This window comes from Nocardia sp. NPDC049190 (assembly GCF_040648115.1).
Classification (GTDB): domain Bacteria; phylum Actinomycetota; class Actinomycetes; order Mycobacteriales; family Mycobacteriaceae; genus Nocardia.
The window spans coordinates 15701-38124 of sequence record NZ_JBEZDE010000042.1 but is presented as its reverse complement, the minus strand read 5'-3'; the positions used below and the strand labels follow the sequence as shown (position 1 = coordinate 38124).

Annotated in this window: 21 protein-coding genes; 15 read left to right on the top strand and 6 right to left on the bottom strand. The window is 65.2% G+C overall.

Translation table 11 applies throughout. The annotated features are described in order from the left end of the window. Positions 1-185 precede the first annotated feature (185 nt). The 10 genes from AB0B25_RS27075 (at position 186) to AB0B25_RS27030 (ending at position 11727) form a co-directional block, all read left to right on the top strand. Positions 186-1073 carry a class I SAM-dependent methyltransferase gene (locus AB0B25_RS27075; protein WP_357185050.1) on the top strand — a complete coding sequence of 296 codons (888 nt, stop codon included), beginning with the start codon at positions 186-188 and terminating at the stop codon, positions 1071-1073. A 909-nt stretch (positions 1074-1982) separates the two neighbouring features. After that, on the top strand, positions 1983-3317 hold the full coding sequence (locus tag AB0B25_RS27070) for a hypothetical protein (RefSeq protein WP_357185047.1): 1335 nt from the start codon (positions 1983-1985) through the stop codon (positions 3315-3317). A 293-nt stretch (positions 3318-3610) separates the two neighbouring features. Further along, positions 3611-4816: a cytochrome P450 gene (locus AB0B25_RS27065; RefSeq protein WP_357185044.1), complete on the top strand. Its 1206-nt coding sequence runs from the start codon at positions 3611-3613 to the stop codon at positions 4814-4816. A 122-nt stretch (positions 4817-4938) separates the two neighbouring features. After that, a complete protein-coding gene (locus AB0B25_RS27060; RefSeq protein WP_357185041.1) occupies positions 4939-5418 on the top strand; it encodes an SRPBCC family protein in 480 nt (159 codons plus the stop codon). Continuing rightward, on the top strand, positions 5415-6452 hold the full coding sequence (locus AB0B25_RS27055; RefSeq protein ID WP_357185039.1) for a Rieske 2Fe-2S domain-containing protein: 1038 nt from the start codon (positions 5415-5417) through the stop codon (positions 6450-6452). Before AB0B25_RS27060 ends, AB0B25_RS27055 begins: the two co-directional genes overlap by 4 nt. Next, the gene (locus AB0B25_RS27050) at positions 6449-7813 is read left to right on the top strand and encodes a cytochrome P450 (protein ID WP_357185036.1); all 1365 of its coding nucleotides are present in this window, start codon (positions 6449-6451) and stop codon (positions 7811-7813) included. The genes AB0B25_RS27055 and AB0B25_RS27050 overlap by 4 nt, the downstream gene beginning before the upstream one ends. 116 nt (positions 7814-7929) lie before the next feature. Further along, complete coding sequence (locus AB0B25_RS27045; RefSeq protein WP_357185033.1) at positions 7930-8757, top strand: mycofactocin-coupled SDR family oxidoreductase; 828 nt, start codon at positions 7930-7932, stop codon at positions 8755-8757. Next, on the top strand, positions 8754-9638 hold the full coding sequence (locus tag AB0B25_RS27040; RefSeq protein ID WP_357185031.1) for a hypothetical protein: 885 nt from the start codon (positions 8754-8756) through the stop codon (positions 9636-9638). Before AB0B25_RS27045 ends, AB0B25_RS27040 begins: the two co-directional genes overlap by 4 nt. A gap of 581 nt (positions 9639-10219) precedes the next feature. Then, entirely contained in the window at positions 10220-11584 is a 1365-nt protein-coding gene (locus tag AB0B25_RS27035) for an OFA family MFS transporter (RefSeq protein ID WP_357185029.1), read from the top strand. A 5-nt stretch (positions 11585-11589) separates the two neighbouring features. Beyond that, on the top strand, positions 11590-11727 hold the full coding sequence (locus AB0B25_RS27030) for a hypothetical protein (RefSeq protein ID WP_357185026.1): 138 nt from the start codon (positions 11590-11592) through the stop codon (positions 11725-11727). A 56-nt stretch (positions 11728-11783) separates the two neighbouring features. On the opposite strand, the gene AB0B25_RS27025 is transcribed toward AB0B25_RS27030, so the two are convergent. Then, entirely contained in the window at positions 11784-12329 is a 546-nt protein-coding gene (locus AB0B25_RS27025) for a hypothetical protein (protein ID WP_357185024.1), read from the bottom strand. A 602-nt stretch (positions 12330-12931) separates the two neighbouring features. On the opposite strand from AB0B25_RS27025, the gene AB0B25_RS27020 reads away from it, so the two are divergent. After that, the gene (locus AB0B25_RS27020) at positions 12932-14002 is read left to right on the top strand and encodes an NAD(P)-dependent alcohol dehydrogenase (protein WP_357185021.1); all 1071 of its coding nucleotides are present in this window, start codon (positions 12932-12934) and stop codon (positions 14000-14002) included. Positions 14003-14187: 185 nt separating this feature from the next. Beyond that, the gene (gene cynS / locus AB0B25_RS27015; RefSeq protein WP_357185018.1) at positions 14188-14631 is read left to right on the top strand and encodes a cyanase; all 444 of its coding nucleotides are present in this window, start codon (positions 14188-14190) and stop codon (positions 14629-14631) included. 82 nt (positions 14632-14713) lie between these two features. On the opposite strand, the gene AB0B25_RS27010 is transcribed toward cynS, so the two are convergent. Beyond that, a complete protein-coding gene (locus AB0B25_RS27010) occupies positions 14714-15433 on the bottom strand; it encodes a hypothetical protein (RefSeq protein ID WP_357185016.1) in 720 nt (239 codons plus the stop codon). Between the two features lie 349 nt (positions 15434-15782). On the opposite strand from AB0B25_RS27010, the gene AB0B25_RS27005 reads away from it, so the two are divergent. The 3 genes from AB0B25_RS27005 (at position 15783) to AB0B25_RS26995 (ending at position 18768) form a co-directional block, all read left to right on the top strand. Beyond that, positions 15783-16505: a hypothetical protein gene (locus AB0B25_RS27005; RefSeq protein WP_357185013.1), complete on the top strand. Its 723-nt coding sequence runs from the start codon at positions 15783-15785 to the stop codon at positions 16503-16505. A gap of 466 nt (positions 16506-16971) precedes the next feature. After that, positions 16972-18114 (top strand): polyprenyl synthetase family protein, encoded by a 1143-nt coding sequence (locus AB0B25_RS27000; protein ID WP_357185010.1) that lies wholly within the window; start codon positions 16972-16974, stop codon positions 18112-18114. Between the two features lie 12 nt (positions 18115-18126). Then, positions 18127-18768: a biliverdin-producing heme oxygenase gene (locus tag AB0B25_RS26995; protein WP_357185007.1), complete on the top strand. Its 642-nt coding sequence runs from the start codon at positions 18127-18129 to the stop codon at positions 18766-18768. Positions 18769-18838: 70 nt separating this feature from the next. Here AB0B25_RS26995 and lipA read toward each other — a convergent pair whose 3' ends face one another. The 4 genes from lipA to AB0B25_RS26975 form a co-directional block, all read right to left on the bottom strand. Beyond that, complete coding sequence (lipA, locus tag AB0B25_RS26990) at positions 18839-19879, bottom strand: lipoyl synthase (protein WP_357185072.1); 1041 nt, start codon at positions 19877-19879, stop codon at positions 18839-18841. A gap of 85 nt (positions 19880-19964) precedes the next feature. Continuing rightward, complete coding sequence (gene lipB, locus AB0B25_RS26985; RefSeq protein WP_357185004.1) at positions 19965-20717, bottom strand: lipoyl(octanoyl) transferase LipB; 753 nt, start codon at positions 20715-20717, stop codon at positions 19965-19967. Between the two features lie 251 nt (positions 20718-20968). After that, positions 20969-21505 (bottom strand): N-acetyltransferase family protein, encoded by a 537-nt coding sequence (locus AB0B25_RS26980; protein ID WP_357185001.1) that lies wholly within the window; start codon positions 21503-21505, stop codon positions 20969-20971. Beyond that, complete coding sequence (locus tag AB0B25_RS26975) at positions 21502-22410, bottom strand: TIGR01777 family oxidoreductase (RefSeq protein ID WP_357184998.1); 909 nt, start codon at positions 22408-22410, stop codon at positions 21502-21504. The genes AB0B25_RS26980 and AB0B25_RS26975 overlap by 4 nt, the downstream gene beginning before the upstream one ends. Positions 22411-22424: the final 14 nt, after the last annotated feature.

Below are 22424 nucleotides of genomic sequence, written 5' to 3'. Positions count from 1 at the left end.
TCGGTGGTCGGATGAAACGTGGGTTGGGCGCCGGGTCGACGTAGAATACCGAACAGTCGGGTGTTTCCGGCTCGGTGTGGGCGAGCGGCTCGGTGCGGGGCCGTCGAGGCGCCGCACTGTTCGCCGGCTCGCCTGGTTCGTTGTCACGTCAACATCTGTCGACAAGATCGGATGGTGTTTCGGCTATGCGAACTGAAGGTGACGAGTGGGACATCGTCAGCAGCGTCGGACTCACTGCGTTGGGTGTTGCGACGTTTCGGGCGTTGGAGGCGGCCGGTCCTGATCCGCTGATCCAGGACGATTACGCGCCGCTGTTCGTCGAGGCCGCTGGTGAACCGCATTTCGCCGGGCTGTTGGCCGACCCCTCCACGCTTGCCGACACGCCCTTGGTTCCCGGTTTCATGGGCTTTCGGACAAAGTTCTTCGACGAGTTCTTTTTGTCGGCCGCCGCGGACGGAGTGCGGCAGGCGGTGATCATCGCCGCGGGGTTGGATGCGCGCGCCTACCGGCTCGAGTGGCCGGCGGGTACCACAGTGTTCGAGGTGGACCAGCCGAAGGTGTTGGAGTTCAAAGAGAAGGTGCTCACCGAACATCATGCGCACCCGAAGGCCGATCGGCGAGTGGTGGCGGTGGACCTGCGCGACGACTGGCCTGCCGCGCTCGATCGGGCGGGTTTCGATCCCGATCAGCCCACGGCGTGGTCGGCGGAAGGGCTGCTGCCGTATCTTCCCGGTGCGGCGCAGGACGCGTTGTTCGAGCGCATCGATGAACTGTCCGCCCCCGGTAGTCACTTGGGCGTGGAGAGTTTCGTCGCGGGAACCGATGTCAAGCGCTTCGCGAGCATCGAATCGAAGTATTTCGACCACAGCCCCTTCGGCGATATCGACCTGACCGAGCTGTTCTACGACGACGAGCGTGCCGATCCGGTGCAGTGGCTGATCGAAAGCGGCTGGTCGGTACAAACTTTCAGTCCGGCCGAGCTGGCCACGGCCTACCATCGATCGGTGGGGGAGCTCCCCGACGAGGTCGCCGATCTGTGGGAGCGACCGAGGTATCTGATCGCGGTGCATTAGCCTCGCCGCCGTTCGGATGAACTGCCCGCCACCGCGAGACAGCCTCACGGTGGTCCTGTGTGATAGGCGCCGTCGACGCCAGAGCCGGCGTGGTGCGCACAGCGTTCATGACGAGGCCGGTAGTCGGGTGGATTCGAGCTGTACGCCACCGTATTCCGCGACGGCCGCACGCACCGGAAATTCGTGCTGAGGCATGGCTTCTTCATCAGGATGTCGGTGTTGACGAAGCTGCTCGTGCGTCGTCGCGGCAACTCCGGGTGGTTGTCGGCAACGGCGCAATGCCTGGTTCGGGTGTGTGATCGGGACAGGCGGGCGTGGTGGCAGCCACCGGTGGAGGGTTCAGCGCACTGGTGGGATCCATCTGTTCTTCTCGATGGAATTGGCGCTCAATACTTTTGCCTCGGTCAAGCGATTTCCATTGCAGGGCTGATTTGTGGTGGCGAGCTGACCGACTCGCATTCATCGGTGAAATGTCCGCGGGCCGTGGCAGTGTGGGTACCGCTACGAGCTGGGCAGATGTGATTTCTGAACGTTCACCTCACGCTGTCGTATGTGCCCGGGACCGGGCTGATGTCGTGGTGCGGTATATGCCGATGATCGGATTTCGGGAGTTGATAGCGGTGGCGCCGTCTGGTCTGTGGGCGACCGAACTCGCTTGCAACGGGGGCCGACCGGGGCGATGGCAACGTGCATTCATCAACCGCGGGGAGCTCGGAGTCGGTGGCCATCAGGGGCTCGAAGGCATGAAACGTGCGAGTTTCCCACAATCGGGAAGCTGCTGATTTGCTCGTCGGTCAGAATGGCGGCGCAAGTTCGTTGTGAATAGACGGTAGAGGTAGCGTGATGGGTCAAGTGGTGTCGGAACAGCCCTATTCTGCGCTACGGTCGCGTGACGCATTCTCGGCCTGGGTGATCGATTCGCTCCCGACTCTCGGCTCCTCGGTCGTCGAGGGCTCGTTGACGGCGTCCGCCTTCGCCGGTCTGGCCAACCAGGCTCTTGCGGATCTACCGTCCGCGGACGGCAACGACCCCCACACGGCGCGGCGGCTGATCGTCGAGTTGGGCATTATCGGCTCCTCGGTTGTCTGCTACAACCACCGGGAGAACCTCGACGTGGCCCGGCGCGATCCTGGACACAGCTTGGAAGCACTCCGCGTCGGCGCGACGGGGACGCCGTTCCGGGCGTATTTCCGCGGCCTCATCGCACGTTCGGGTACCGGCCACCCGAACCGGGACGCCTATGCGTCGCTGATCCGCTGGAACGCGCCGGAGATGACCGCGTATCGGGGTGACAGCCGCCTCTGCACCGTGCCCAGTGTCTTCGACGACGGCCGCATCCGCACCTATACCGCGGAGATCGGCGAAACGTTGATCATCGAGCTGTTCAAGCGCTGCGAGACCCTCGAGTTGGCCGCAAACGAAGTCCTGCAACCGATCTGGGCCGGTGGGACATCCACCATGGGTCGCGACGAACTCGCCGAGCGGTTCGCGACGGCTCGGCTGATGCTGGCCGGTGTTCGGCGGCTGTTCCTGAACTTCCATCTGGGCGACGAGCGTGGCGCATTGTCGGTGGATCACTTCGTGGATGTCTTTCGTCAGTACGCGATCCACTGGGATCACGACGATGTCCCGCCCAGCGGTCCGCAGGACATCCAGTTCATCCTGCGCGACCTGATGACCGATATTCAGCTGCCCAGCTTCAAACGCCACGTCGAGCGGATACACGCCGGATTGCTGGCCGAAGAGCGACAGGTGGTCACCGACGCGGCGGCACGACCTTCGCTGCCCAGAGTTCTGCTGGACGAGGCCGGGCTGTCCACCGTCGACCTCGCCACCATGTCGGACTCCGAGTTGGCATCGGCGCTGCGCCGATGCCCAGCCCTCGGCGAGTGCTACCTGTACCTGGAACTCAACGCGCGACTGTCGGCCGCCCACCTGATGGTGGCGAAGAAGTACCTGTACAAGCCCAACCGCCAGCGAGACGCGGCGGTACCGGCCCCCGTTCCGAACGACAAGGGCATTACCGAGTTGACCGAGTCCGCCCTGGATCTTCTCAACCGGGCACGCCGTGACCATGTCATGACCGCGATCGGTCGATGGCGCACTGCCGAGGTGGCTGCGCTCTGCGGGGCGACCGTCCAGCGCGACCTCTCGATGGACGAGGCCCTCGCGTTGTTCGCGCCCGGCGAATCGCCGAGTTCGTTGTCGACGTCAAGCCTCGCTTCCTCGTGCGGGACTCGGTAGCGGGCCGCGCAATCACTGTCGAACCAATACGTCAGCGAGCTGAGCCTGATGGGGACCGAGGTGCTGATCGAAGCCGGGACCGAGCTTCCGGCAGCGGTCGCCGAGGCCCGAATGCCACCATGCTTGCCGGCGAGTTCCTGGCCGTCCCGCATCGGCGTTCCCGGCCTGGGTCGGGAAATCTTTGCGGCTAGTTGTGCACGTGCACATGGGAACTGGACCAAGCATCGGTCGGTGTGTGAAGCAGCCCCGGGAACACTAGACTCTGCCGGAATTCTCGGAGGGAGTGCGCGCATATGGCTGATATCGGGGTGAATGCTCGTAAGGCCGCTCGCGGCGGCCCCGAGATCGGGTGTCCGGTCGAGCGTGGCCAGGACGGGGTCTGGCGGGTTCGGGGCTACGCGGCCGGCCTCGCGATGCTGCGCAGCGCGGGAACTCGACAGGCAGGACTGGGGATCGAGACCATCGAAAAGCTGCCGGCGCGGATTCGCCGCCCGGTGTTGTACCGGGACGGTCCGGAACATCGGGAACACCGACGGCAGACGGCCCGGTACTTCACTCCGCGTCGGGTGGACGAGCATTATCGCGAGGTGATGGTGCGCGTGGCCGAAACGCAGCTCGCCGAGCTGCGACGGGCGGGCCGTAAACAGCTCACAGAGCTGAGTTTTCCGCTCGCCATCGAGGTCGTGTCCGCGGTGATCGGACTCACCGACAGTCGCCCCGGTATCCAGCGCAGGTTGGACCGTTTCTTCCCGGAGAAGTTCGGCAAGCCCGGGCTGACCAGTGTGAGTGGGGTCTACTGGACGATCCGGCAGACCTCGGCGTGGCTGCGACTGTATTTCGGCGATGTGCGGCCTGCGGTTCGAGCGCGGCGTCGAGAACGGCAGGACGACCTGATTTCGCACCTGCTCGACGAAGGGTGCACCGATGGCGAGATCCTCGGCGAATGCCTGACATTCGCGGCTGCCGGGATGATCACCGCGCGCGAGTTCGTCAATGTCGCCGCGTGGCACCTTTTCACCGACAGCATGCTGTTGGAGCGGTACCGCACCGCGGCGGAATCCGATCGGCTGGCGATCCTGCGGGAAATGCTGCGGCTCGAACCGGTGATCGGAAATCTGCTGCGTCGCACCACGACTGCGGTAGAGGTGCCGACCGCGGATGGCGGGACAGTCACCGTGCCTCCGGGCGAACTGGTGGACATCGTGCTCAGCGCGGCCAACCTCGACCCGAGGGCGATGGGAGCGCACCCGTCGACCGTCTGCCCCGGCCGCCTGCTTGCCGAGGGCGCCACCGATGTGGGGCTGTCCTTCGGTGCGGGCCCGCACAAGTGCCCAGGAGTGCACATCGCGATGCTGGAGACCGATATCTTCCTCAGCAGACTGTTCGCCCTGGACGGTGTGCGCATGGTGGCGCCGCCACGGGTGAGTTTCAACGAGGAGATCAACAGCTACGAATTGCGTGGGCTGGAAGTTGCGCTGCCACAACCCGATGCGATCTGACCGCCACGGAATCGGCTCTCTCGAGGTTGTCCCTCGAGTTGCGGGCCACACGGTGCTGTTCGATGATGAGCCGGACGCGGTGCGCGACGCGGCGCCCGCGACTTGGTTGAAGGACGACGCGGATGGCCACCAGAGTTCCCTACGCCGAAACGATTCTTACCCAGGTGGTTCCGGGCCCGCCCGGCGATGTCCGAGATTTCTATCGCGACCTTTCCCAGCTGAGCCGGGTTCATCCACTCATCGTCCGTGTCGACCGATTACCGGACACCGACGAGGGCGGCGTCAGCTCGAGCAACTATCGAGTGACCGATCGCATGCCCTTCGGACTGTTCTCGTATCGGATCACCTACCGGGTACAGAGCCGACTGACCGACGACGGAAACCTTGTCGTCGACGTCTACCAGTTCCCGCGGATTCACGTGCACAACGAGGTCTCGTTCGCCGATCACGACTCGGGTACGTTGCTGACCGAACGGCTACGACTGGCCGCACCGTGGGGGCTGCTCACGATCGTTCGGCGGTTGGGTGTCGGTGCGCACGTCACGATGCTCGACAATCTTCGTCGCCGGTTCGCTATGGTTTCTCCGGGTGCGCCCCGATGAGCGGCGCGCGCAACGCGATCGACAGCCGCAGGCCCGCTCCCACTCCGCCGCCGTATCCGCAGGGTTGGTACGCGGTCGGGTTCAGCCGCGAGTTGCGCGCGGGTAGCGTGCTGACGCGGCAATTCATGGGGCGGGAGATCGTTCTGTTCCGCACGGCGAGCGGTCGTCCCGCGGCGGTGCAGGCCCACTGCCCGCACCTGGGAGCGCATCTCGGCCGAGGCGGCGTCGTCATGGGGGAGAACCTCCGCTGTCCTTTTCACGGTTTCCAGTTCGACACCACAGGCAGCTGCGCCGCGACGCCGTACGGGTCGCCACCACCGGCGGCCCGGCTCGGAGTGCTCGAACTGCGGGAGGTGTGTGGTGCTCTCCTGCTCTTTCACGACCCGCTGGGCGCCGAGGCGACCTGGGAGGTGACCGCGCCCGAGCAACTCGATCGAGAATGGTGGCCGGTAGGGCACGCCACGCTGCGGCATCGGGGGCATCCGCAGGAGGTCACCGAGAACAGTGCGGATCTCGGGCACCTCACGGTGCTGCACGGCTTCCGGAACGTGGAGGTACTCGAGCCGCTGCGCGTCGACGGCCAGCGCCTGCATACCCGGTACGCCATTCGGCGGCGGACGCCGTTCTTGCCGGGCAGCCTGCCGCTCGAATTCGACGTGCACGTCGACGGTCTGGGCTTTTCGCGAGTCGAGCTCACGATGCCCACACTCGGATGGCAATTGCGACAGCTGGTATTGCCCACTCCGATCGACCGGGACCGGTTGGAGTTGCGCCTGGCCCTCACCGTGCGCAGACGCGGTCGGGCGTGGGCCGGCCCGGATCTTCTACTCCAGCGATTCGCGCTGCACGCGTTCGTCTCCGAGGTGCGCGCCGACATCGCGATCTGGGACCACAAGTGCTATCTCGGCAGGCCTGCACTGGCTGCGGGTGACGGCCCGATCGGCCGGTACCGCAAGTGGGCACAGCAGTTCTACCAGGGCGACAGTGAGCCGGACACGGCAGAGAACCCGTTCGCTTCCTCGGAGGTGTCATGAAAGTCGCGATCGCAGAACAGGGTTCGTGCCCGTCGCCGCACGAAGCCTCCCCGCCCTTGGCTTTCCCCGCCGGCGGCACGACGCCGCTGGTGGGTGTCTACCGTCGGCTTCGCGCCATCATCACCGATCCGGTCGGTCTGGTCGAACGGTCGGCCGCTACGCACGGCGACCTGTTCACACTCCGGATCCCGTTCGCCTTCGACCTCACCTATGTGCTCGGCGCCGACGCTTACCGTGCCGTCATGTCCCTGCCCGCGGAGCAGGCCACCATCGGCCCGGTCTTCGGCAACGTACCGACGGTGGGATTCTGGTTCCCTCGTTCATCGCGTGATACGGACTCGTTGCAGAACCTGGTCTTGGCCGGTCGGCGCCTGATGGCGCAGTTGATGACATCCGCACGGATAGCCGAACTCGCCGACGCCATCCCCGAGATAGTCACCCGGCGAACCACCGGTTGGAGCGACCAGGTCGATCTCTCCACCGACATCCACCCCATCATTTACGAAGCATCGTGCCGCTCACTGCTCGGTGAGCGCGTCTGGGCGGACATCGGGGAACAGCTGATTCCGCTCTATCGGGCGATCGCCAATGGCATAGACATTCCACGAGCCACGCTGGCCAAGACCCCGTGGCAGATTTTCATGCCCGAATATCGGGCGACCAAGGCCCTGTATCGGGTACTACGGGGGGCCCGGCAACGGCATGCCGATGCCGATTCGCCACTTCTGCAGGCGGTCGCCGAGGCTCGGAGCGACAACACGGCACTATCGGACGCCGACGGCGTCTGGATGCTCATGTACGTGCTGTGGAACGCTACCGCCTATCCGGGCAGCTACACCTATTGGACGTTGATCGACATCCTGCAGCGTCCGCCGTTGCTCGCCGAACTACGAGCGGAGCCGGAACTATCCGAACGTCAAGCGTTTCTGAGCCGGTGTCTGCAGGAGACCATCCGGCTCAACCCGGTCACTTCACTGGTCCGCTCGTTGACGGTGCCACTGCACATCGACCACGACGGTCGGCGATATCACGTGCCGGCGGGTGGCTATATCGGTGTGTTTCCGGGTGCGTTGAACCGTGATCCGGGGTTGGTGCAGAGCCCGGACAACTATCGGCCCGACCGGCACGCGCGCGGGGAAACCGCACAGTTGGCGTTGTTCGGCCGCGGTGCATTCGGTTGCGTGGCAAGGGAATTCAGCAAGGTACTGACCGCCGTCACGCTCGATCACCTGCTGTCTCGGTACGAACTCGACCTGCTCGAGGCGCCACCCGCTCGCCGCTGTCGGGTTCATCTGACTTATCCGTCTGTTCCGACTCCGGCGCGCGTCTCGCATATGTCCCCGGTGCTGAAAGCGAGCTGATGCACACGACCGCGTAACAACCCGCGCAGGTTCGGGTTGCGAAATCCGCCGAGCACGACCAACGACTTACGAGGCTCGACGCCTTGTTCTATCGACACAGAGTCAGAGGAGGTCCGATGGGCCAATTATCGAACAAGGTGGTGTTCGTCACCGGGGCCGCGCGTGGGCAGGGGCGCAGCCACGCGGTGCGGCTGGCGCAGGAAGGCGCCGACATCATCGCCACCGACATCCCCGCGCAGGTGGACAGCGTCCCCTACCCTCTTGCCACCGCGGCGGATCTGGCGGAAACGGTGCGTGCGGTCGAGGCGGTCGGCGGGAAGATCATCGCCGGTCAGGCCGACGTGCGGGATCTCGCCGCGCAGGCTGCGATTGTCGAGCGGGGTGTGGACCGGTTCGGGCGGCTGGACATCGTTCTGGCCAACGCGGGGATCTCGAACCCGGCGTCCACCCTCGAGATGAGCGAGCAGGCCTGGCAGGACATGATCGACATCAACCTGACCGGGGTATGGAAATCGCTCAAGGTCTCCGTCCCGCACATCATCGCCGGCGGCCGGGGCGGCGCGGTGGTGATCACCAGCTCGTTGGCGGCGATGAAGACGAACGAGAATATGGCGCACTACAGCGCCGCGAAGGCCGGCTTGGTCGCGATGATGAAAGTGATGGCGACCGAATGGGCGCCCCACCGGATCCGGGTCAACACCGTGCATCCGACGACCGTTGCGACCGAAATGATTCTCAACGACTCGGTATACCGGCTCTTCCGACCGGACCTGGACAATCCGAGCCGCGCAGATTTCGAAGTGGCCGCGCGGACACTCAACAAGCTGCCGGTCGCCGCTCTGGAAGTCGAGGACGTCACCAATGCGGTGTGCTACCTGGTGTCCGATGCCGGTCGTTACGTCACGGGAACAACTCTCACGATAGATGCCGGCGGTGCCCTGTGACCGCGCCAGTACAGCCGAATAGTCCGATGCCGCTGGATCGCACTGAGATCGATTACCCGGCGGTGGTGGCGAATCTGCTCGATTCGTTGCTGCGGGTGCCGGAACATCGTGCGGAGATCGAATATCTACAGCACCGCCTGTCGGTCAGCCGCGAAGAAATAATAGCCGCGTGGCTGTTCTATGATCTCTCCATCACGAGTTATTCGAATGAAGCGTATTCTTCGACGGTGCTCAGACTGGCAATGCACTTGCACAACTCGCTGGTCGGCAACTGGCACGACCGGCGGCAGGCCACTGTTGTGGAGTATTTGAGCAGAATCTCGCCGACCACTATTTGTGAGATCGGTTTCGGCACTCCGCAACGCTACGTCCGAGAGTTTCTCGGCGGTTCCGGGACGGCGATGGCGCTGTGCGAATACGATACCGGCAGTCTGGAGTTCGCGGCGACAGTGCTCGAGCACTGGCGGCCCGACTGGGCGGACTCGGTGACATTGCTCCGACACAGCATGGATGACGACCCGCTCCCTTCCGGATACTCGGTCTATATCTTTCAAGATTCGATCGAACATGCGTTGCGTCCTACCGAGACTCTGCGTTCTTATGTCGACGGCGTACCCGTCGGCACGCATTTCATCTTCTCGCTGCCGGTGGAGGTCGACCATCCCATCCCGGGACACCACATCTCCTGGACCGAGGAGAATGCCGTGATCGATTGGTTGAGTACGGCTGGACTCACCGTTCTCGACAAGGAAGTGATCTGCTTCCGGAGTGGTCTCGACCTGCACTCCCATTGTCTGCATCCGGACACCCGCCAGCTGGTGACGCTCGCCGTGAAGAAAGGCGATCGGCAGGCCGTATCTCCGGATACCGGGAGACTCTGAGGATCCTGCCCGATAGCGTTCGTTCTCCGACAACATCACCGGGATGGCGATTTCGGACGACCTACCGAGGGCGCGGCGCACGGTGGCTTCGGTGGCGCCGGTGATCTTCGGCCCCGCGCCCGCGGTGCATCGCGGTGTCCAGCACTACGGCCAGTCCGATTCTTGGGTGGAATTTCGCCGCCATCGAACCGGTGCTGACCGAAAAGGCACGTGCGGTGCTCACCGGGCGTGCCCGATCGCCTCCCGTGGTTTCGCGACGCATGCCATCGGTCGGAGCGATCAGCGAGGCCGGGCGCCTTTGCGCGCGGTCTGGCAGGAATGGATTCTCGATGGTGCCGCCAGCCATCGGTGCGGAGAGCACGGGAGCCTGCACCGAGCGCCATGGTGGAGCCAGCGAATCGAGAGGCCGGGTGCGATCCGTGCCGCGACGAGGCGGGGGGAGCGACTCCCGACGACGAGTGGCACGGCAGCAGCCTGCGCGTTCGCTAGCTGATGTCGCTCGTCGGGTGGAAACTATAGCTTGTTAGGCGAACTATCTTCCCTCTATGATCGCCGCACAGCTAACTTGTGGAGATCGCAGCATGACCGTAGCAACCGAAGTCAAGGCCCCGGGTTATTCCCGCGTCATCGCGCCGCCGGGCTGGAGCCGCTGGCTGGTTCCGCCCGCCGCACTGTCTATCCATCTCGCCATCGGACAGGCGTATGCGTGGAGCGTTTTCAAGCCGCCGCTGGAAAAATCGATGCACATCTCGGGCACAGGTAGTGCGCTGCCGTTCCAGCTCGCCATCGTGATGCTCGGTTTGTCAGCGGCCTTCGGCGGCACCATTGTCGAGCGGCGCGGTCCGCGCTGGGCGATGAAGGTTTCCCTGGCGTGCTTCTCGTCCGGTCTGCTGATTTCCGCGCTCGGCGCGGCGGTCGGCGCGTACTGGCTCGTCGTCTTGGGGTACGGGTTCGTCGGTGGGATCGGGCTCGGCATCGGCTACATCTCGCCGGTCTCCACCCTGATCCGATGGTTTCCCGACCGGCCCGGCATGGCGACCGGCTTCGCGATCATGGGCTTCGGTGGCGGCGCGCTGATCGCGTCGCCGTGGACGACCCAGTTGCTGTCGAGTTTCGGTAAAGACCAGACCGGTATCGCCGAGACCTTCCTGGTCATGGGTGTGATCTACGCGGTGTTCATGTCGGTCGGCGTGCTGCTCATCCGGGTGCCGCCGCCCGGTTGGCGGCCCGCGGGCTGGGAGCCTTCGGCGAACACTTCCAAGCTGATCAGCAGCTACGACGTCGCCGCACGCGACGCGATCCGTACTCCGCAATTCTGGTTGTTGTGGATCGTGCTGTGTTTCAACGTCACCGCGGGCATCGGCATCCTCGAGAAGGCGGCGCCGATGGTGGTGGACTTCTTCAAGAACACCTCGACTCCGGTGACGGTCGCCGCGTCGGCCGGCTTCGTCGCCGTGCTGTCGGCGGCGAATATGGCAGGGCGCATCGGCTGGTCCTCCCTGTCGGACCTGATCGGCCGCAAGAGCATGTACCGGATCTACCTCGGTGTCGGTGCGCTCGCCTATGCGCTGGTCTGGTCGGTCGGTCAAGCGAACAAGCCGGTCTTCATCCTCGGCGCCATGGTGATCCTGTCCTTCTACGGTGGTGGATTCGCCACCGCTCCGGCGTATCTCAAGGATCTGTTCGGTTCGTATCAGGTCGGCGCGATCCATGGTCGACTGCTCACGGCGTGGTCGGTGGCCGGCGTCGCCGGGCCGTTGATCGTCAACGCCGTCGCGGACTCGGGTCAGGAGGCGGGTAAGACCGGGCCCGGGCTCTATGGACCGTCATTCGCCATCATGATCACACTGCTCTGTGTTGGCTTCGTCGCCAACGAACTGATTCGCCCGGTCGCGGCGAAGTACCACCGACCGGTCGCCGCGCCGGCCGTCGTCGCGGAGGGATAACCGACATGACCGAATTCAACCGAGCCGAGGCCGCCTCGGCACGGCGTATGCCACTGCTGGTCTTCTCCTGGGTGTGGGTTACCGTGCCGTTCGCCTACGGCGTAGATCGCCTGATCGTGAATCTGCTCAAGCTGTTCCAATAAGGTCGGGCACTCGGGTCCGCCGCATCGAGACGGATGGCTCGCAGTTCTGCGAGCCATCACTTGGTGGGCGCGCCGATCGAGAAGCCGGTGATGACACCGGCGACGATCGAGTGATCGGATTGCTTCTGCCCGAAAACGGCGACGGTGGCGCCGACGCGGATGTCGGCCGCCCGAGTGGCAAGCATCACGTACACCCTGGTGCGCGCGGTGGTGTGGACGTTGATGTTGCTGCCGGTCGCCAGATTCGCGACCACGAGGGTCTTGCCGTCATTGGTGGTGACCCTCCCGAAGGCCGCCCCGCCCCCCACCGGGGTGACCGGGGGAGCGGACACGGGTGTTGTCGCGCGCGCGGTGGTCGTCGGTGTCGTGATGCTGGGCGGAGCGCTGGTACGGAACGCGGTTTTCGACGCCGCGGGCTCGGTGGAACGGTCGGCGATCAGACAACCGGAGACCACCAGAAGCACGACGCCGATGCAGAGTCCGACGAGTGCAGCCGCGCTCGAGTGGCGCAGGCGGTGCGGTTCGTCCAGTGTGCCTTGTGGTTTCGGCGTAGGCGTCGTGGCTTCCGTATCGGAGCCGCCGGATGATTCAACGCCGGTCATCGTCGCATCCCGCGGTGGGTGCACGGTGGATCGGTGAACCGAGCTCGCGGCCGGCCTCGGACAGCGGACTGGCGCCGCTCGCGGTAGTGGCTGCTTTCGCACTCGTCATGCAGATCGATGTCGCAACGAGACCTTCGGGATCGCCCGCGATCCGAACTGGTGGACCGAATCTCGCTGCTGTCCGACCAAGTGCGCTCCAACGGGGCATGTGCCAAGCCTAGATGGCTGTGGGTCTGCGCTTGTTGTCACTGGCGGGAGTACCGACGCGGGCAGCGCCGCCGGATGTGTGTGTTGTCCGGATCCGACCGAGAACTGCCGCGGTGGTTGCCTGGTCTCGGGTCGGCACCCGTTCGCGCATCTGCGGCCGGCGTCCGTCAGACGCGTAAGGGAGTTCCGGTTCACTCTCGGAAGGCGATATGGCGCGCCGGAGGTCGCAAAAATATCAGGCTGTGACGTCATCTCCTTATCGCAACAATTATGCGTGCTTTCTGACGTCGTGCGGCGACAAGTGCTAATTTTCGACATGCCCGCTTTCTAGAACCCGTGGTATCAGGTGGTGCCTGGGCCGAATCTCTGACCGTGTTGTAGAGAGGTTGGTGACCATGAAGATGCGTGCGGCCCGAATGCACGGGTATAAAGAGCCGCTGCGGCTCGAAGAGATTCCGGTTCCAGATTTCGGACCGGAGGAAGTATTGGTCAAGGTCGGCGGCGCCGGAGTATGCCGCAGCGACTTCCAAATGATAGACGGCTACTTCGCGGACTCGCTGACCTTGGAATTTCCGGTTACCCCAGGACATGAGATCGCCGGTTGGGTCGATGGCATCGGCGCCGAGGTGCCCAAGTCGGCCGGTCTCGCGGAAGGTGATCAGGTCGTCGTCGAGAGTTGCTGGGGTGATGGCGTATGCCGTCAGTGTCACGACGGAAACGAACAGCTGTGTGGCCACGGACAGTGGGCGGGTTTCGGTCCGCCCGGCGGCTATCAGGAGTATGTGCCCGTGCACTACCGGCATCTGATCCGGGTACCGGCACACGATGATGTTCTTCCGCAGAACTTGGCGCCGTTGACCGATGCCGGGCTGACGCCGTACCGCGGACTCAAGAAGCTCAGATCAGCGGGTGTCCTGGGGGCCGGGCGCACAGTGGCGGTGATGGGTGTCGGGGGCCTGGGCGTCTACGCGACGCAGTACGCGAAGTTGCTCGGCGGCGGCGCGACAGTGGTGGCGTTTGCCCGCAATGACGACAAACTCGCGGTCGCCAGGGAAAACGGCGCCGACCACACCATCAACACTCGAGGCAAGACGGCCGAGGAAGTGCGGACCGCGCTGGAAAGCGGCACCGGACGTCCGGACGTCGACGCGGTCATCGAGTGCGCGGGATCCGAAGAATCCATCCGGATGGCGTTCGACGTGCTCGCGATCGAGGGTGCGGTCGCATCGGTCGGCCTGATCGGTAACCGCATCAACATTCCCCTGTTCCCGTTCGTGGCCAAGGAATTCAGCTATTTCGGATCGTTTTGGGGCAATTACAACGACCTCACCGAGGTGATCGCGTTAGCCGAAGCCGGTCGGATCCGGCATACCGTGACCCCGGTTCGCTTCGATGACATCAACGACACGGTCGACGCGCTGGCCCGCGGTGACATCGTCGGACGTGCCGTCATGGTCTACAACTAGGGCGACACGACATCGAGCACCGCGATCGTTCGGTCGCTCGCGGTTTCTCACCACATCGGACGCGGCGGTCGTCCGGCGCGCCGACCGAATCACCGGCGTCGATCGGTCGACAATTCACTCGTCGCAGGCTTATCGAAGCCTGATTGGTGTCATGCGCCACATATTCGAAGAAGTGGTGAACCTTGATGATCAGCAAAACCGAAGCTGGAGAAATGATCTCCCGCGCTCGATTCCGGTCCGGCATCTCCTGGTCGGAGATCGCCGGCACAATCGGCAAGCCTGTCGTATGGACGACGGCAGCGCTTCTGGGTCAGCACCCGATGCGCGCGGAAGACGCGAGAAAAGTCGGGGAGATACTGAAACTGGACGACGACGTCGTAGAGGCGCTCCAGGTCCAGCCCTATCGCGGTGCCTCCGACTCCCTGATCCCGACCGACCCGACGATCTATCGGTTCTACGAGGCGCTGCGCGTGTACGGGCCGGCACTCAAGGAATTGATTCACGAAGAATTCGGTGACGGGATCATGAGTGCCATCAATTTCACCGTGGACGTCCGGCGGCGCGCCGACCCCGGCGGGGATCGTGTCGTCGTGACCCTGGACGGGAAGTTTCTCGAATACCAGTGGTGACCATTGCCGCGTCGATCACCGTGGCACAGGGCGGCATCCGCGTGACGGACATCGTTTGTCGCTGATCGCGCCACAACGGTCGCTACCGGACGACGATGTCGTCCAGGGCTATGGACACAATCAGGGGTTCCGGCACTTTGTTGCCGGCCTCGTCCCGGCTGTAGACCATTCGGGTGGTCGGGATGATGAGCCCTTCGACCTCGCGATGGCCGGACATATAGTGCGCGCTGGGTGCGCCTCCACCTATGTCGACGTTGTAGTCGCGGCGCCGCAGCAGGCCTGCGGCATCGGCGTAGAGGATCTGCTCGGTGCTATGGGTGGCGATATCGGAGGGATAGGTCACCTTCAGCCGCCGGAACTTCTCCCCGTTCTCGGTCCACGGCTCGATCTCCGCTGTCCGTACGCCGGGAAAGGTGAGTGAGATCGGCTCGGTCAGGTACGTCCACATCGCATACCCAGCGAAGTAGGCGAGCTGCAACCTGGTCCAAGGCGTGGTCAGTTCATGCCCCGCGAAGGAATCGCGCGGATTTCGCAGCTCTTCGACAACGTCGCCGTCGGTGGTCTCGACCGCGATCCGATCGGGGGTGAACGCGGTGCGCCGGTCCGGTGCGAAGAACGGCTCGTGCGAGGTGAACTGTCGGTGCAGATCAACGGTGACGCGGATGTCATCGAGGGCGCCCGGGTGACCCTTCATCGGCCACAGCACGCCATCGACCCGCTGCCGGGCCGAGATCTGTTCGGCGGCCTGCCAGCGATCGAGGCCGCCATAGGCGTCGAAGATGGTGGTGAGCAGTGTGGTCATCGTGGTCAACTCCTTACTGGGTGATAGCGAGCGGCTCGTTCACGAACGCGGCAACCTCCTTCGGGTACCGGCGCGGGAAGGCGTGCGCGGCGGTGGGGTGGCGATGTCCCTTCGCCTGCCGTGCCTTCCTGATGCGCGATCAAGTCCCACAGAGCCAGTGTGCGCGCTCATCGGGGAGCAGCGGGCTCGGTTCGGTGTCGTTTGGATCCGCACTCGAATGGTGAGTCCGCCGGCTGTGCACACCGCACCGAACAACCGGCCGCGGGCAAGCGCAAGTGAGTATCGAACTCGCGACGGTTCGAGGCAGATCGGCCCCGAGACGGCGGTTTCGTTGCGAAAGGCTTACGCGATGGCGACGACGGTGCTGCTGAGACGTTTTCGCCTGGTCGGCAACGTTATCCGACTAGTGAGGGATCCGTTGCAGGCGTTGGCCGCGCTGCCCGCACAGGGCGACATCGTGCCGATCGGACTGGGACGGCGGCGGGCGTTCGTGATCTGCGACCCCGAACTGATGAGGCAGGTCCTGGTCGACGATCGAACCTACGACAAAGGCGGCGTGCTCGCCGAGCGGGGCAGGGCGATCGTGGGCAACGGCCTGGTCACCTGTGGTCACGCCCCCCCATCGTCGCCAGCGGCGGGTGCAACCCGCCTTCCACAGAGACTCGCTGCCCGGCTATGCGGAGACGACAGCCGAACCGGTCGCCGCGGTGAGCGGAGCATGGTGAGACGGCGGGATCATCGACGCACTGGCGGCCATGTACGCGATCAGCACGCGGATCGCCTGCGCGACGATGCTCGCGACCGAGCTACCAGCGGCTCACCCAGGTGGCGCGGGACCTGGATGCCGTCATGTCGGGGCGGTACCGGCGTGTTCTCCTTCCAGCGTTCGCTGGATCGGGTTCCCACGCCGGGAAGACGCCGCTGCGACCACGCTGTGGCACGACTGCGCGGCCTGGGTGCGGACATCATCGCCGGTTCGCGGGCCGCCGATGGTGGCGCCATCCTGTCCGTTCTGGCGGTGGCTCGCGACGAGAGGATGGGAGCCCGAAAGTGCATCGGCACTTCGCCCTGAACGAAATGGCTTTGGTCGTGGCCACTTTCGTCAGAGGATGGCGCTTCGAGACCGCATCCGACCACCACACCCGGGCCGCGCCCAGATTCGTACCGGGCCCGCGGACACTTCGCCTGCGTACCCTGGCGCGGAGACGCCCCCAGGCTTTGGTGCGGAGCCGTCCGCGCGTCGCCGCACCGAGGCCGTCGGGCATCGACCGACACTCGCCGCTCGGCTTTGTTCGGTGGTAGTGGCGAAATGTCCTGTGGAAGTGGATGATCCGGCAATCAGCGCGCTACGACTCGCGTGCGATGCCGGATTGGTCGACATGGCGACCCTCCCGATTGTGGGAAGCCATTTCTGCTCGGCTCCTTCGTACACTCCTGACACTCCCACAAGGTGTACGGCCTCCATCGAATGACCTCGGGGCCGAGGTGGGAGGCCCCGAAGGCCCGGGGCCGGTCCGGATAACAGGGAGAGGCCACAGATGACCGCCGTTGATAATGGCATACAGGTGAACGAGATCGTGCGCGCCGACTCGGAACTGCTGGAAGTGGATCTGGCGGTTTTCCTCGCCAAACTGACGGTCTCGGCCTCGCGCGTAGCGGGTGCGGCCAATGGGCCGCGAGAGCTGGATTCCGCTCTGCGGCAAGCGTTCCACGGACCGGTCGCCGACGCACTCGGCTCCAAGGTGGGGCAGCAAGCCTTGCGCCCGGCTGGCGGACCCGGCTTCCGGCCGTCGATCTCGTATTGGGTTTTCCGGAATTATCGGGGTTTCACCAACTCTGGCGAGGCGGCTGCCGATCTTCCGGTCATCCGCCGGGTGGCGGTCGCGGTTCGAATTCTGTTGAAGGCCGCGGTCGTTCTCGACGATATCGAGGACGGCAGTCCGGTGCGATACGGCGAATCCGCCTTGCACGCCGTCCACGGGGTGCCACTCGCGCTCAATACCGGTGCGTGGATGGTGCTCGCCGCGCTGCGCCACACCGAAACGCCCGCTGTCGTGAACTACCTGGTGCGAGCTGTCGAAAACGGCTTCATCGGTCAGGCGGTGGATATGTCGACCCGGCTGGCCGAGATTCGCCGCGAGATCGTGGCGGCGAAAGCACAAGACCGCCTGACGTTCTGGGAGTCGGTCGCGACGCTGAAGACCTCGACACTGTTCCGGATGCCACTGAATGCCGCCGCGACCGCGCTACATGTGCCGGACGACGAACTCGCCGAACTCGACGATGCGATGCGGCAGCTCGGATTGGCGAGCCAGATCTTCAACGACCTCACCGATTTCGTGCCCGAATTCGGCGGCGCCAACACCTACGAGGATTTCGACGGGCTCACCAACCGGGTGTCGCTCGAACTGCTCGGCACCGAATCCGCGCTGCCCGACCTCGCTACCGACCTGGTCGGAGACCGGCTGAAGACGTTCACCCTCGGCCACCGCGGACTCGGTGCGACGCTTGGCGAACTCGCCGAACAAGCGGTCGACCTCAAGGAGCAGGCCAAGGGCCGGATTCATCAATTGTGCCGATCGGCCGAGAGCGCGGCATATTTCGACCTGACGATCGACCGTAAAGGCCACATGATGGAGCGGTTGCGCGACGCCGTCCGCGCCCAACGTCCGACCGAGTAGAACGACACGAGCATGATCATGCGGCGGCTTCGCGCCGAAACCCGTTCCTGGCATGACGCGCTGGAGGCGACGCCGTTCAGCATCGATCTGGTGGGCCGGACCCTGCCGCTGCGCCGATATGTCGGCCAGCTGGCGGCCTATCGAATCATCCTCGACACCCTGGAGACCCGGCTGGCTGGGTCGGCCGATCCGATCGTGGCCGCGGTGTGGTGTGCCGACCTGGCCAAAGTCCCGCTGCTGAACGAGGATCTGGAGTTCTTCGCCGCGGTGTCCGCCGACGACATCCCGGCCGCGGTCGTCTGCGCTGCGGAACAGTTCGCCGCGACGATCTCCGACTACGCGTCAAAAGACCCGGTGTCGTCGCTCGGGTTCCTCTACGTCATGGAGGGTTCCACGCTGGGCGGCTTGGAGTTGGCCGGACATGTCCGGGCGACGTTCGGACTGACGGACAGTCGTGGACTTGCCTATTACAGCAGCGGCGATCGACGGCGTTGGGCGGCTTACGCGACCCGGATGAACGACGCACTGCTCGACGAATCCCAGCAGCGGCGAGTCCTGGAGACGGCAGACGAAGGCTACCGGGCGATCGCTGGCACGATTGCCGCACTGTCCGAGCCGGCTCACGGTGAACCGACGCCGGACGACGCCGACTGAGGCCGACGACCATGATCCGGGTATGCGTGGTTGTCGGTAGTGTCCTCGTGCGGCGGGCCGGACGTGACGGTCAATCGCCGAAGCGCGCCAGGACGGCGCTGGCCTCTTGGGAGGCAGTGCCTTCTTCGGCGAGATGTGCCATCGTCGGGGCGATCTCGCGGCCGTGGTGGACCATCGCCTGCGCGTAGAGGCGGCCTGCTCGGTAGGAGGAACGGACCAGCGGCCCCGCCATGACACCTGCGAAGCCGATTTCCTCGGCCATCGTCGAGTGCTCCACGAACTCCTCCGGCTTCACCCAGCGGTCGACCGGGTGGTGGCGCGGGGAGGGACGCAGGTACTGCGTAATGGTGAGGATGTCGCAGCCTGCTTCATGCAAGTCGCGCATGGCCTGGGTGACTTCCTCCGGGGTCTCGCCCATGCCGAGGATCAGGTTGGACTTGGTGACCAGTCCGGCGTCGCGAGCCGCGGTCAGCACCGCGAGAGAGCGTTCGTAGCGGAAGGCGGGCCGGATGCGCTTGAAGATCCGCGGCACGGTCTCGAGGTTGTGTGCCAGCACTTCGGGGCGGGAGGAGAACACCTCGGATAGTTGGTCGGGATCGGCGTTGAAGTCGGGGATGAGGAGTTCGACGCCGGTGCTGGGATTCAGCGCTTTGATGGCTCGCACGGTTTCGGCGTAGAGCCAGGCGCCGCCGTCTTCCAGGTCGTCGCGGGCGACGCCGGTGATGGTGGAGTAACGCAGGCCCATGGCCTGGACGCTCTCCGCGACGCGGCGCGGCTCGTCGCGATCGAGCGCGACGGGCTTGCCGGTATCGATCTGGCAGAAGTCACACCGACGGGTGCACTGCTCGCCGCCGATCAGGAAGGTGGCCTCGCGGTCTTCCCAGCATTCGAAGATGTTGGGGCAGCCTGCTTCCTCGCAGACGGTGTGCAGGCCTTCGCGTTTCACCAGGCCCTTGAGTTCGGAGTACTCGGGGCCCATGGTGGCGCGGGTGCGAATCCACTTGGGCTTGCGCTCGATCGGGGTTTCCGCGTTGCGGACCTCGATGCGCAGGAGTTTGCGGCCGTTCGCGGCGCGAGCGTCGGAGGCGGAGGCGGAAGCTTGCGTAGTCATGGAGGGCCCTGAGATCCGCGCAGCGGATTCCGCCGCGGCGCCGTTATGTGGTGTCGGGGTGTCGACTGAGGTCACTCGATCGACCTTACGCCGTGGCTGTCGGGCGCTGTGGGGTCGTACCGACCTGCGTCGCGCGGGGGATGTCGTGGTCGGTGACCGGAAGTTCGCCGTTGAGGGCGCGGATGATCGCGTCGGACACCAGTGGCTTGATCTCGGCCACGGTCACCTCCCGGCCGAGCTCACGGGTCAGCGTGGTCACGCCCGCGTCGCGAATGCCGCATGGGACGATGGCCTGGAAGCCGTCCAAGGCGGAGTTGCAGTTGAACGAGATGCCGTGCAGGGCGACGCCACGTTGAACGCGAATGCCGATCGACGCGATCTTGCGCTCGGCGAACAGCTCGGTCGCGGGCAGCCATACGCCGGAACGGCCCTCCACTCGGCCACAGGTGAGGCCGAGGTCGGTGCAGACGGTGATCAGCGCCTGCTCGAGCCGGCGCACATAATTCACCACGTCGACCGGCTCGGCCAAGCGCACGATCGGGTAGCCGACGAGCTGGCCGGGGCCGTGCCAGGTGATCTTTCCGCCGCGGTCCACCTCGACTACCGGGCTGCCGTCGATCGGCAGATCCTCGGCCTCGGTCCGGCGGCCCGCGGTGTACACCGACGGGTGTTCGAGCAGCAGCAGATGATCGGATCCGCTGCCCTCGGCCCGCTCTGCGGCGATGGTGCGCTGCAGGTCCCAGGCCGCGTGGTAGTCGATAAGTCCGAGATCCTCGACGACGATCGGGGTCGTATCGAATCGAGCGGACAGGGTGGTGCGCGTGTCGTTCACAGCCATGACGGTACGCCCAGGGCGATAGCCGACTCCAGCGCCTCGGTGTGGGAACTACCACATCGGATCGGGTTTGCCGGGGGAGAGCTGATCATTCGCTCGGCTGCCGAGCGTGCAGCGGCGCCACCGTGGGCGCCGAGATTGCCGACGAGCGGCGCGATGGCTCCGGGTGGCCGCCGATCGCGACGAATGGAATAACTGGGCAGTGATTCGAATCACTGCCCACAAGGCCAGCCTGGATCGGGCGCAGCTGCGGCTCAGTCGGGGTCGATCGGCAATGTCAGCTGCATGAGTGTCAAATCCATCCAGCGCCCGAACTTGTGCCCGACCTCGGGCAGCACACCGACCGTGCGGAAGCCGAAGCGCTCGTGTAGCTGGATGGAAGCGGTATTGCCGGATTCGATCGCGGCGACCATCGCGTGCACGGTGCCGGCGCGCCGCGCTCGGTCGATGAGCTCGCCGAGCAGTGCGGTGGCGATGCCGCGGCGGTGGAAGCGCTCGTCGACGTAGACCGAGTTCTCCACTGTGAAGCGGTAGCCGGATTTGGTGCGCCACGGACCGTAACTCGCGTAACCGGCCAGCTCCCCATCGATCGCGGCGACCAGTACCGGCAGCCCCGCTCCGGTGCGATCGCGGAACCAGGCGACACGCTCGTCCAACTGCACCTGCTCGGTGTCCCAGATCGCGGTGGAGGCGGCGATGTTCGTGTTGTGGATGGTGAGGATCGGGGGCAGATCGTCAGGGTGCGCGTCGCGGATGACGGTCACTGGCCTGGTATCGAGTTGGTCGGTCATCGGGCGTCTCCGGGTCGCCCCACCGCGGCCCCGAGCGCGGCGCCGATGGTGGGATGCTGGAAGTGGTAGCCCGCCTCTTCGAGGGCCGTGGGGATCGCGCGCGGACCGTGCAGAACCGCCTCTTGCGCGAACTCTCCGATCAGTGTGTGCAGGACGAATGCGGGCACCACCAGGGGGGTGGGTCGGTGTAGCGCCCGTCCGAGCGCGCGGTTGAACTCGGCGTTGGTGACCGGTGCGGGACCGACGACGTTGATCGGCCCGGAGAGGCTGTCGTTACCCAGCGCGAAGCGGATCGCACCGATCTCGTCGGCCATCGAGATCCACGGCGTGTACTGGCGTCCGTTGCCGAGCCGTCCACCGAGCCCGACCGAGTACAGCGGTTGCAGGATGCTCAGCATCCCGCCGGCGCCGGACAGTACGACGGCGCTGCGCAGCAGAACAGTGCGCACACCGGCGGCGATGGCGGGACCGGTCGCGGCCTCCCAATCCCGGCACAAGGTGGCCAGGAAACCGGAACCGGAGGACGAGGCTTCGTCGACTACCCGATCGCCGGTGTCACCGCCGTAGTAGTGCACGCCGCTGGCGTTCAGCAATATTGGCACGCCGGCGGCGACGACCGCGTCGGCCAGCACATCGGTGGGGGTGATGCGACTGTCGCGCAACTCCTGCTTGAAACTTCCGGTCCAGCGACGTCGGCCGATGCTCGCGCCGCACAGGTTGACCACCGCGTCTGCGCCGCGAAGCGCCTGCTCGTCCAGGTGGGCGCGGGCGGGGTCCCAGACGAATTCGTCCGGGCCCGCCGGATTTCTGCGCACCAATCGGGCGACGTCGTGCCCGTCGCGGTGTAATGCCGCGACGAGCGCCGTCCCGATCAGCCCGGACGAGCCGGCGATCACGACTTTCATTTCGTGCCGAGCTT

Coding starts and splice junctions, on each gene's coding strand:
- AB0B25_RS27060 (WP_357185041.1), top strand. CDS start 4,939: ATGGCCACCAGAGTTCCCTACGCCGAAACGATTCTTACCCAGGTGGTT.
- AB0B25_RS27050 (WP_357185036.1), top strand. CDS start 6,449: ATGAAAGTCGCGATCGCAGAACAGGGTTCGTGCCCGTCGCCGCACGAA.
- lipA (WP_357185072.1), bottom strand. CDS start 19,879: ATGACTACGCAAGCTTCCGCCTCCGCCTCCGACGCTCGCGCCGCGAAC.
- AB0B25_RS27005 (WP_357185013.1), top strand. CDS start 15,783: ATGGCGACGACGGTGCTGCTGAGACGTTTTCGCCTGGTCGGCAACGTT.
- AB0B25_RS26980 (WP_357185001.1), bottom strand. CDS start 21,505: ATGACCGACCAACTCGATACCAGGCCAGTGACCGTCATCCGCGACGCG.
- AB0B25_RS27035 (WP_357185029.1), top strand. CDS start 10,220: ATGACCGTAGCAACCGAAGTCAAGGCCCCGGGTTATTCCCGCGTCATC.
- AB0B25_RS27065 (WP_357185044.1), top strand. CDS start 3,611: ATGGCTGATATCGGGGTGAATGCTCGTAAGGCCGCTCGCGGCGGCCCC.
- AB0B25_RS27055 (WP_357185039.1), top strand. CDS start 5,415: ATGAGCGGCGCGCGCAACGCGATCGACAGCCGCAGGCCCGCTCCCACT.
- cynS (WP_357185018.1), top strand. CDS start 14,188: ATGATCAGCAAAACCGAAGCTGGAGAAATGATCTCCCGCGCTCGATTC.
- AB0B25_RS27000 (WP_357185010.1), top strand. CDS start 16,972: ATGACCGCCGTTGATAATGGCATACAGGTGAACGAGATCGTGCGCGCC.
- AB0B25_RS27020 (WP_357185021.1), top strand. CDS start 12,932: ATGAAGATGCGTGCGGCCCGAATGCACGGGTATAAAGAGCCGCTGCGG.
- AB0B25_RS27025 (WP_357185024.1), bottom strand. CDS start 12,329: ATGACCGGCGTTGAATCATCCGGCGGCTCCGATACGGAAGCCACGACG.
- AB0B25_RS26975 (WP_357184998.1), bottom strand. CDS start 22,410: ATGAAAGTCGTGATCGCCGGCTCGTCCGGGCTGATCGGGACGGCGCTC.
- AB0B25_RS26995 (WP_357185007.1), top strand. CDS start 18,127: ATGATCATGCGGCGGCTTCGCGCCGAAACCCGTTCCTGGCATGACGCG.
- AB0B25_RS27045 (WP_357185033.1), top strand. CDS start 7,930: ATGGGCCAATTATCGAACAAGGTGGTGTTCGTCACCGGGGCCGCGCGT.
- AB0B25_RS27030 (WP_357185026.1), top strand. CDS start 11,590: ATGACCGAATTCAACCGAGCCGAGGCCGCCTCGGCACGGCGTATGCCA.
- AB0B25_RS27010 (WP_357185016.1), bottom strand. CDS start 15,433: ATGACCACACTGCTCACCACCATCTTCGACGCCTATGGCGGCCTCGAT.
- lipB (WP_357185004.1), bottom strand. CDS start 20,717: ATGGCTGTGAACGACACGCGCACCACCCTGTCCGCTCGATTCGATACG.
- AB0B25_RS27075 (WP_357185050.1), top strand. CDS start 186: ATGCGAACTGAAGGTGACGAGTGGGACATCGTCAGCAGCGTCGGACTC.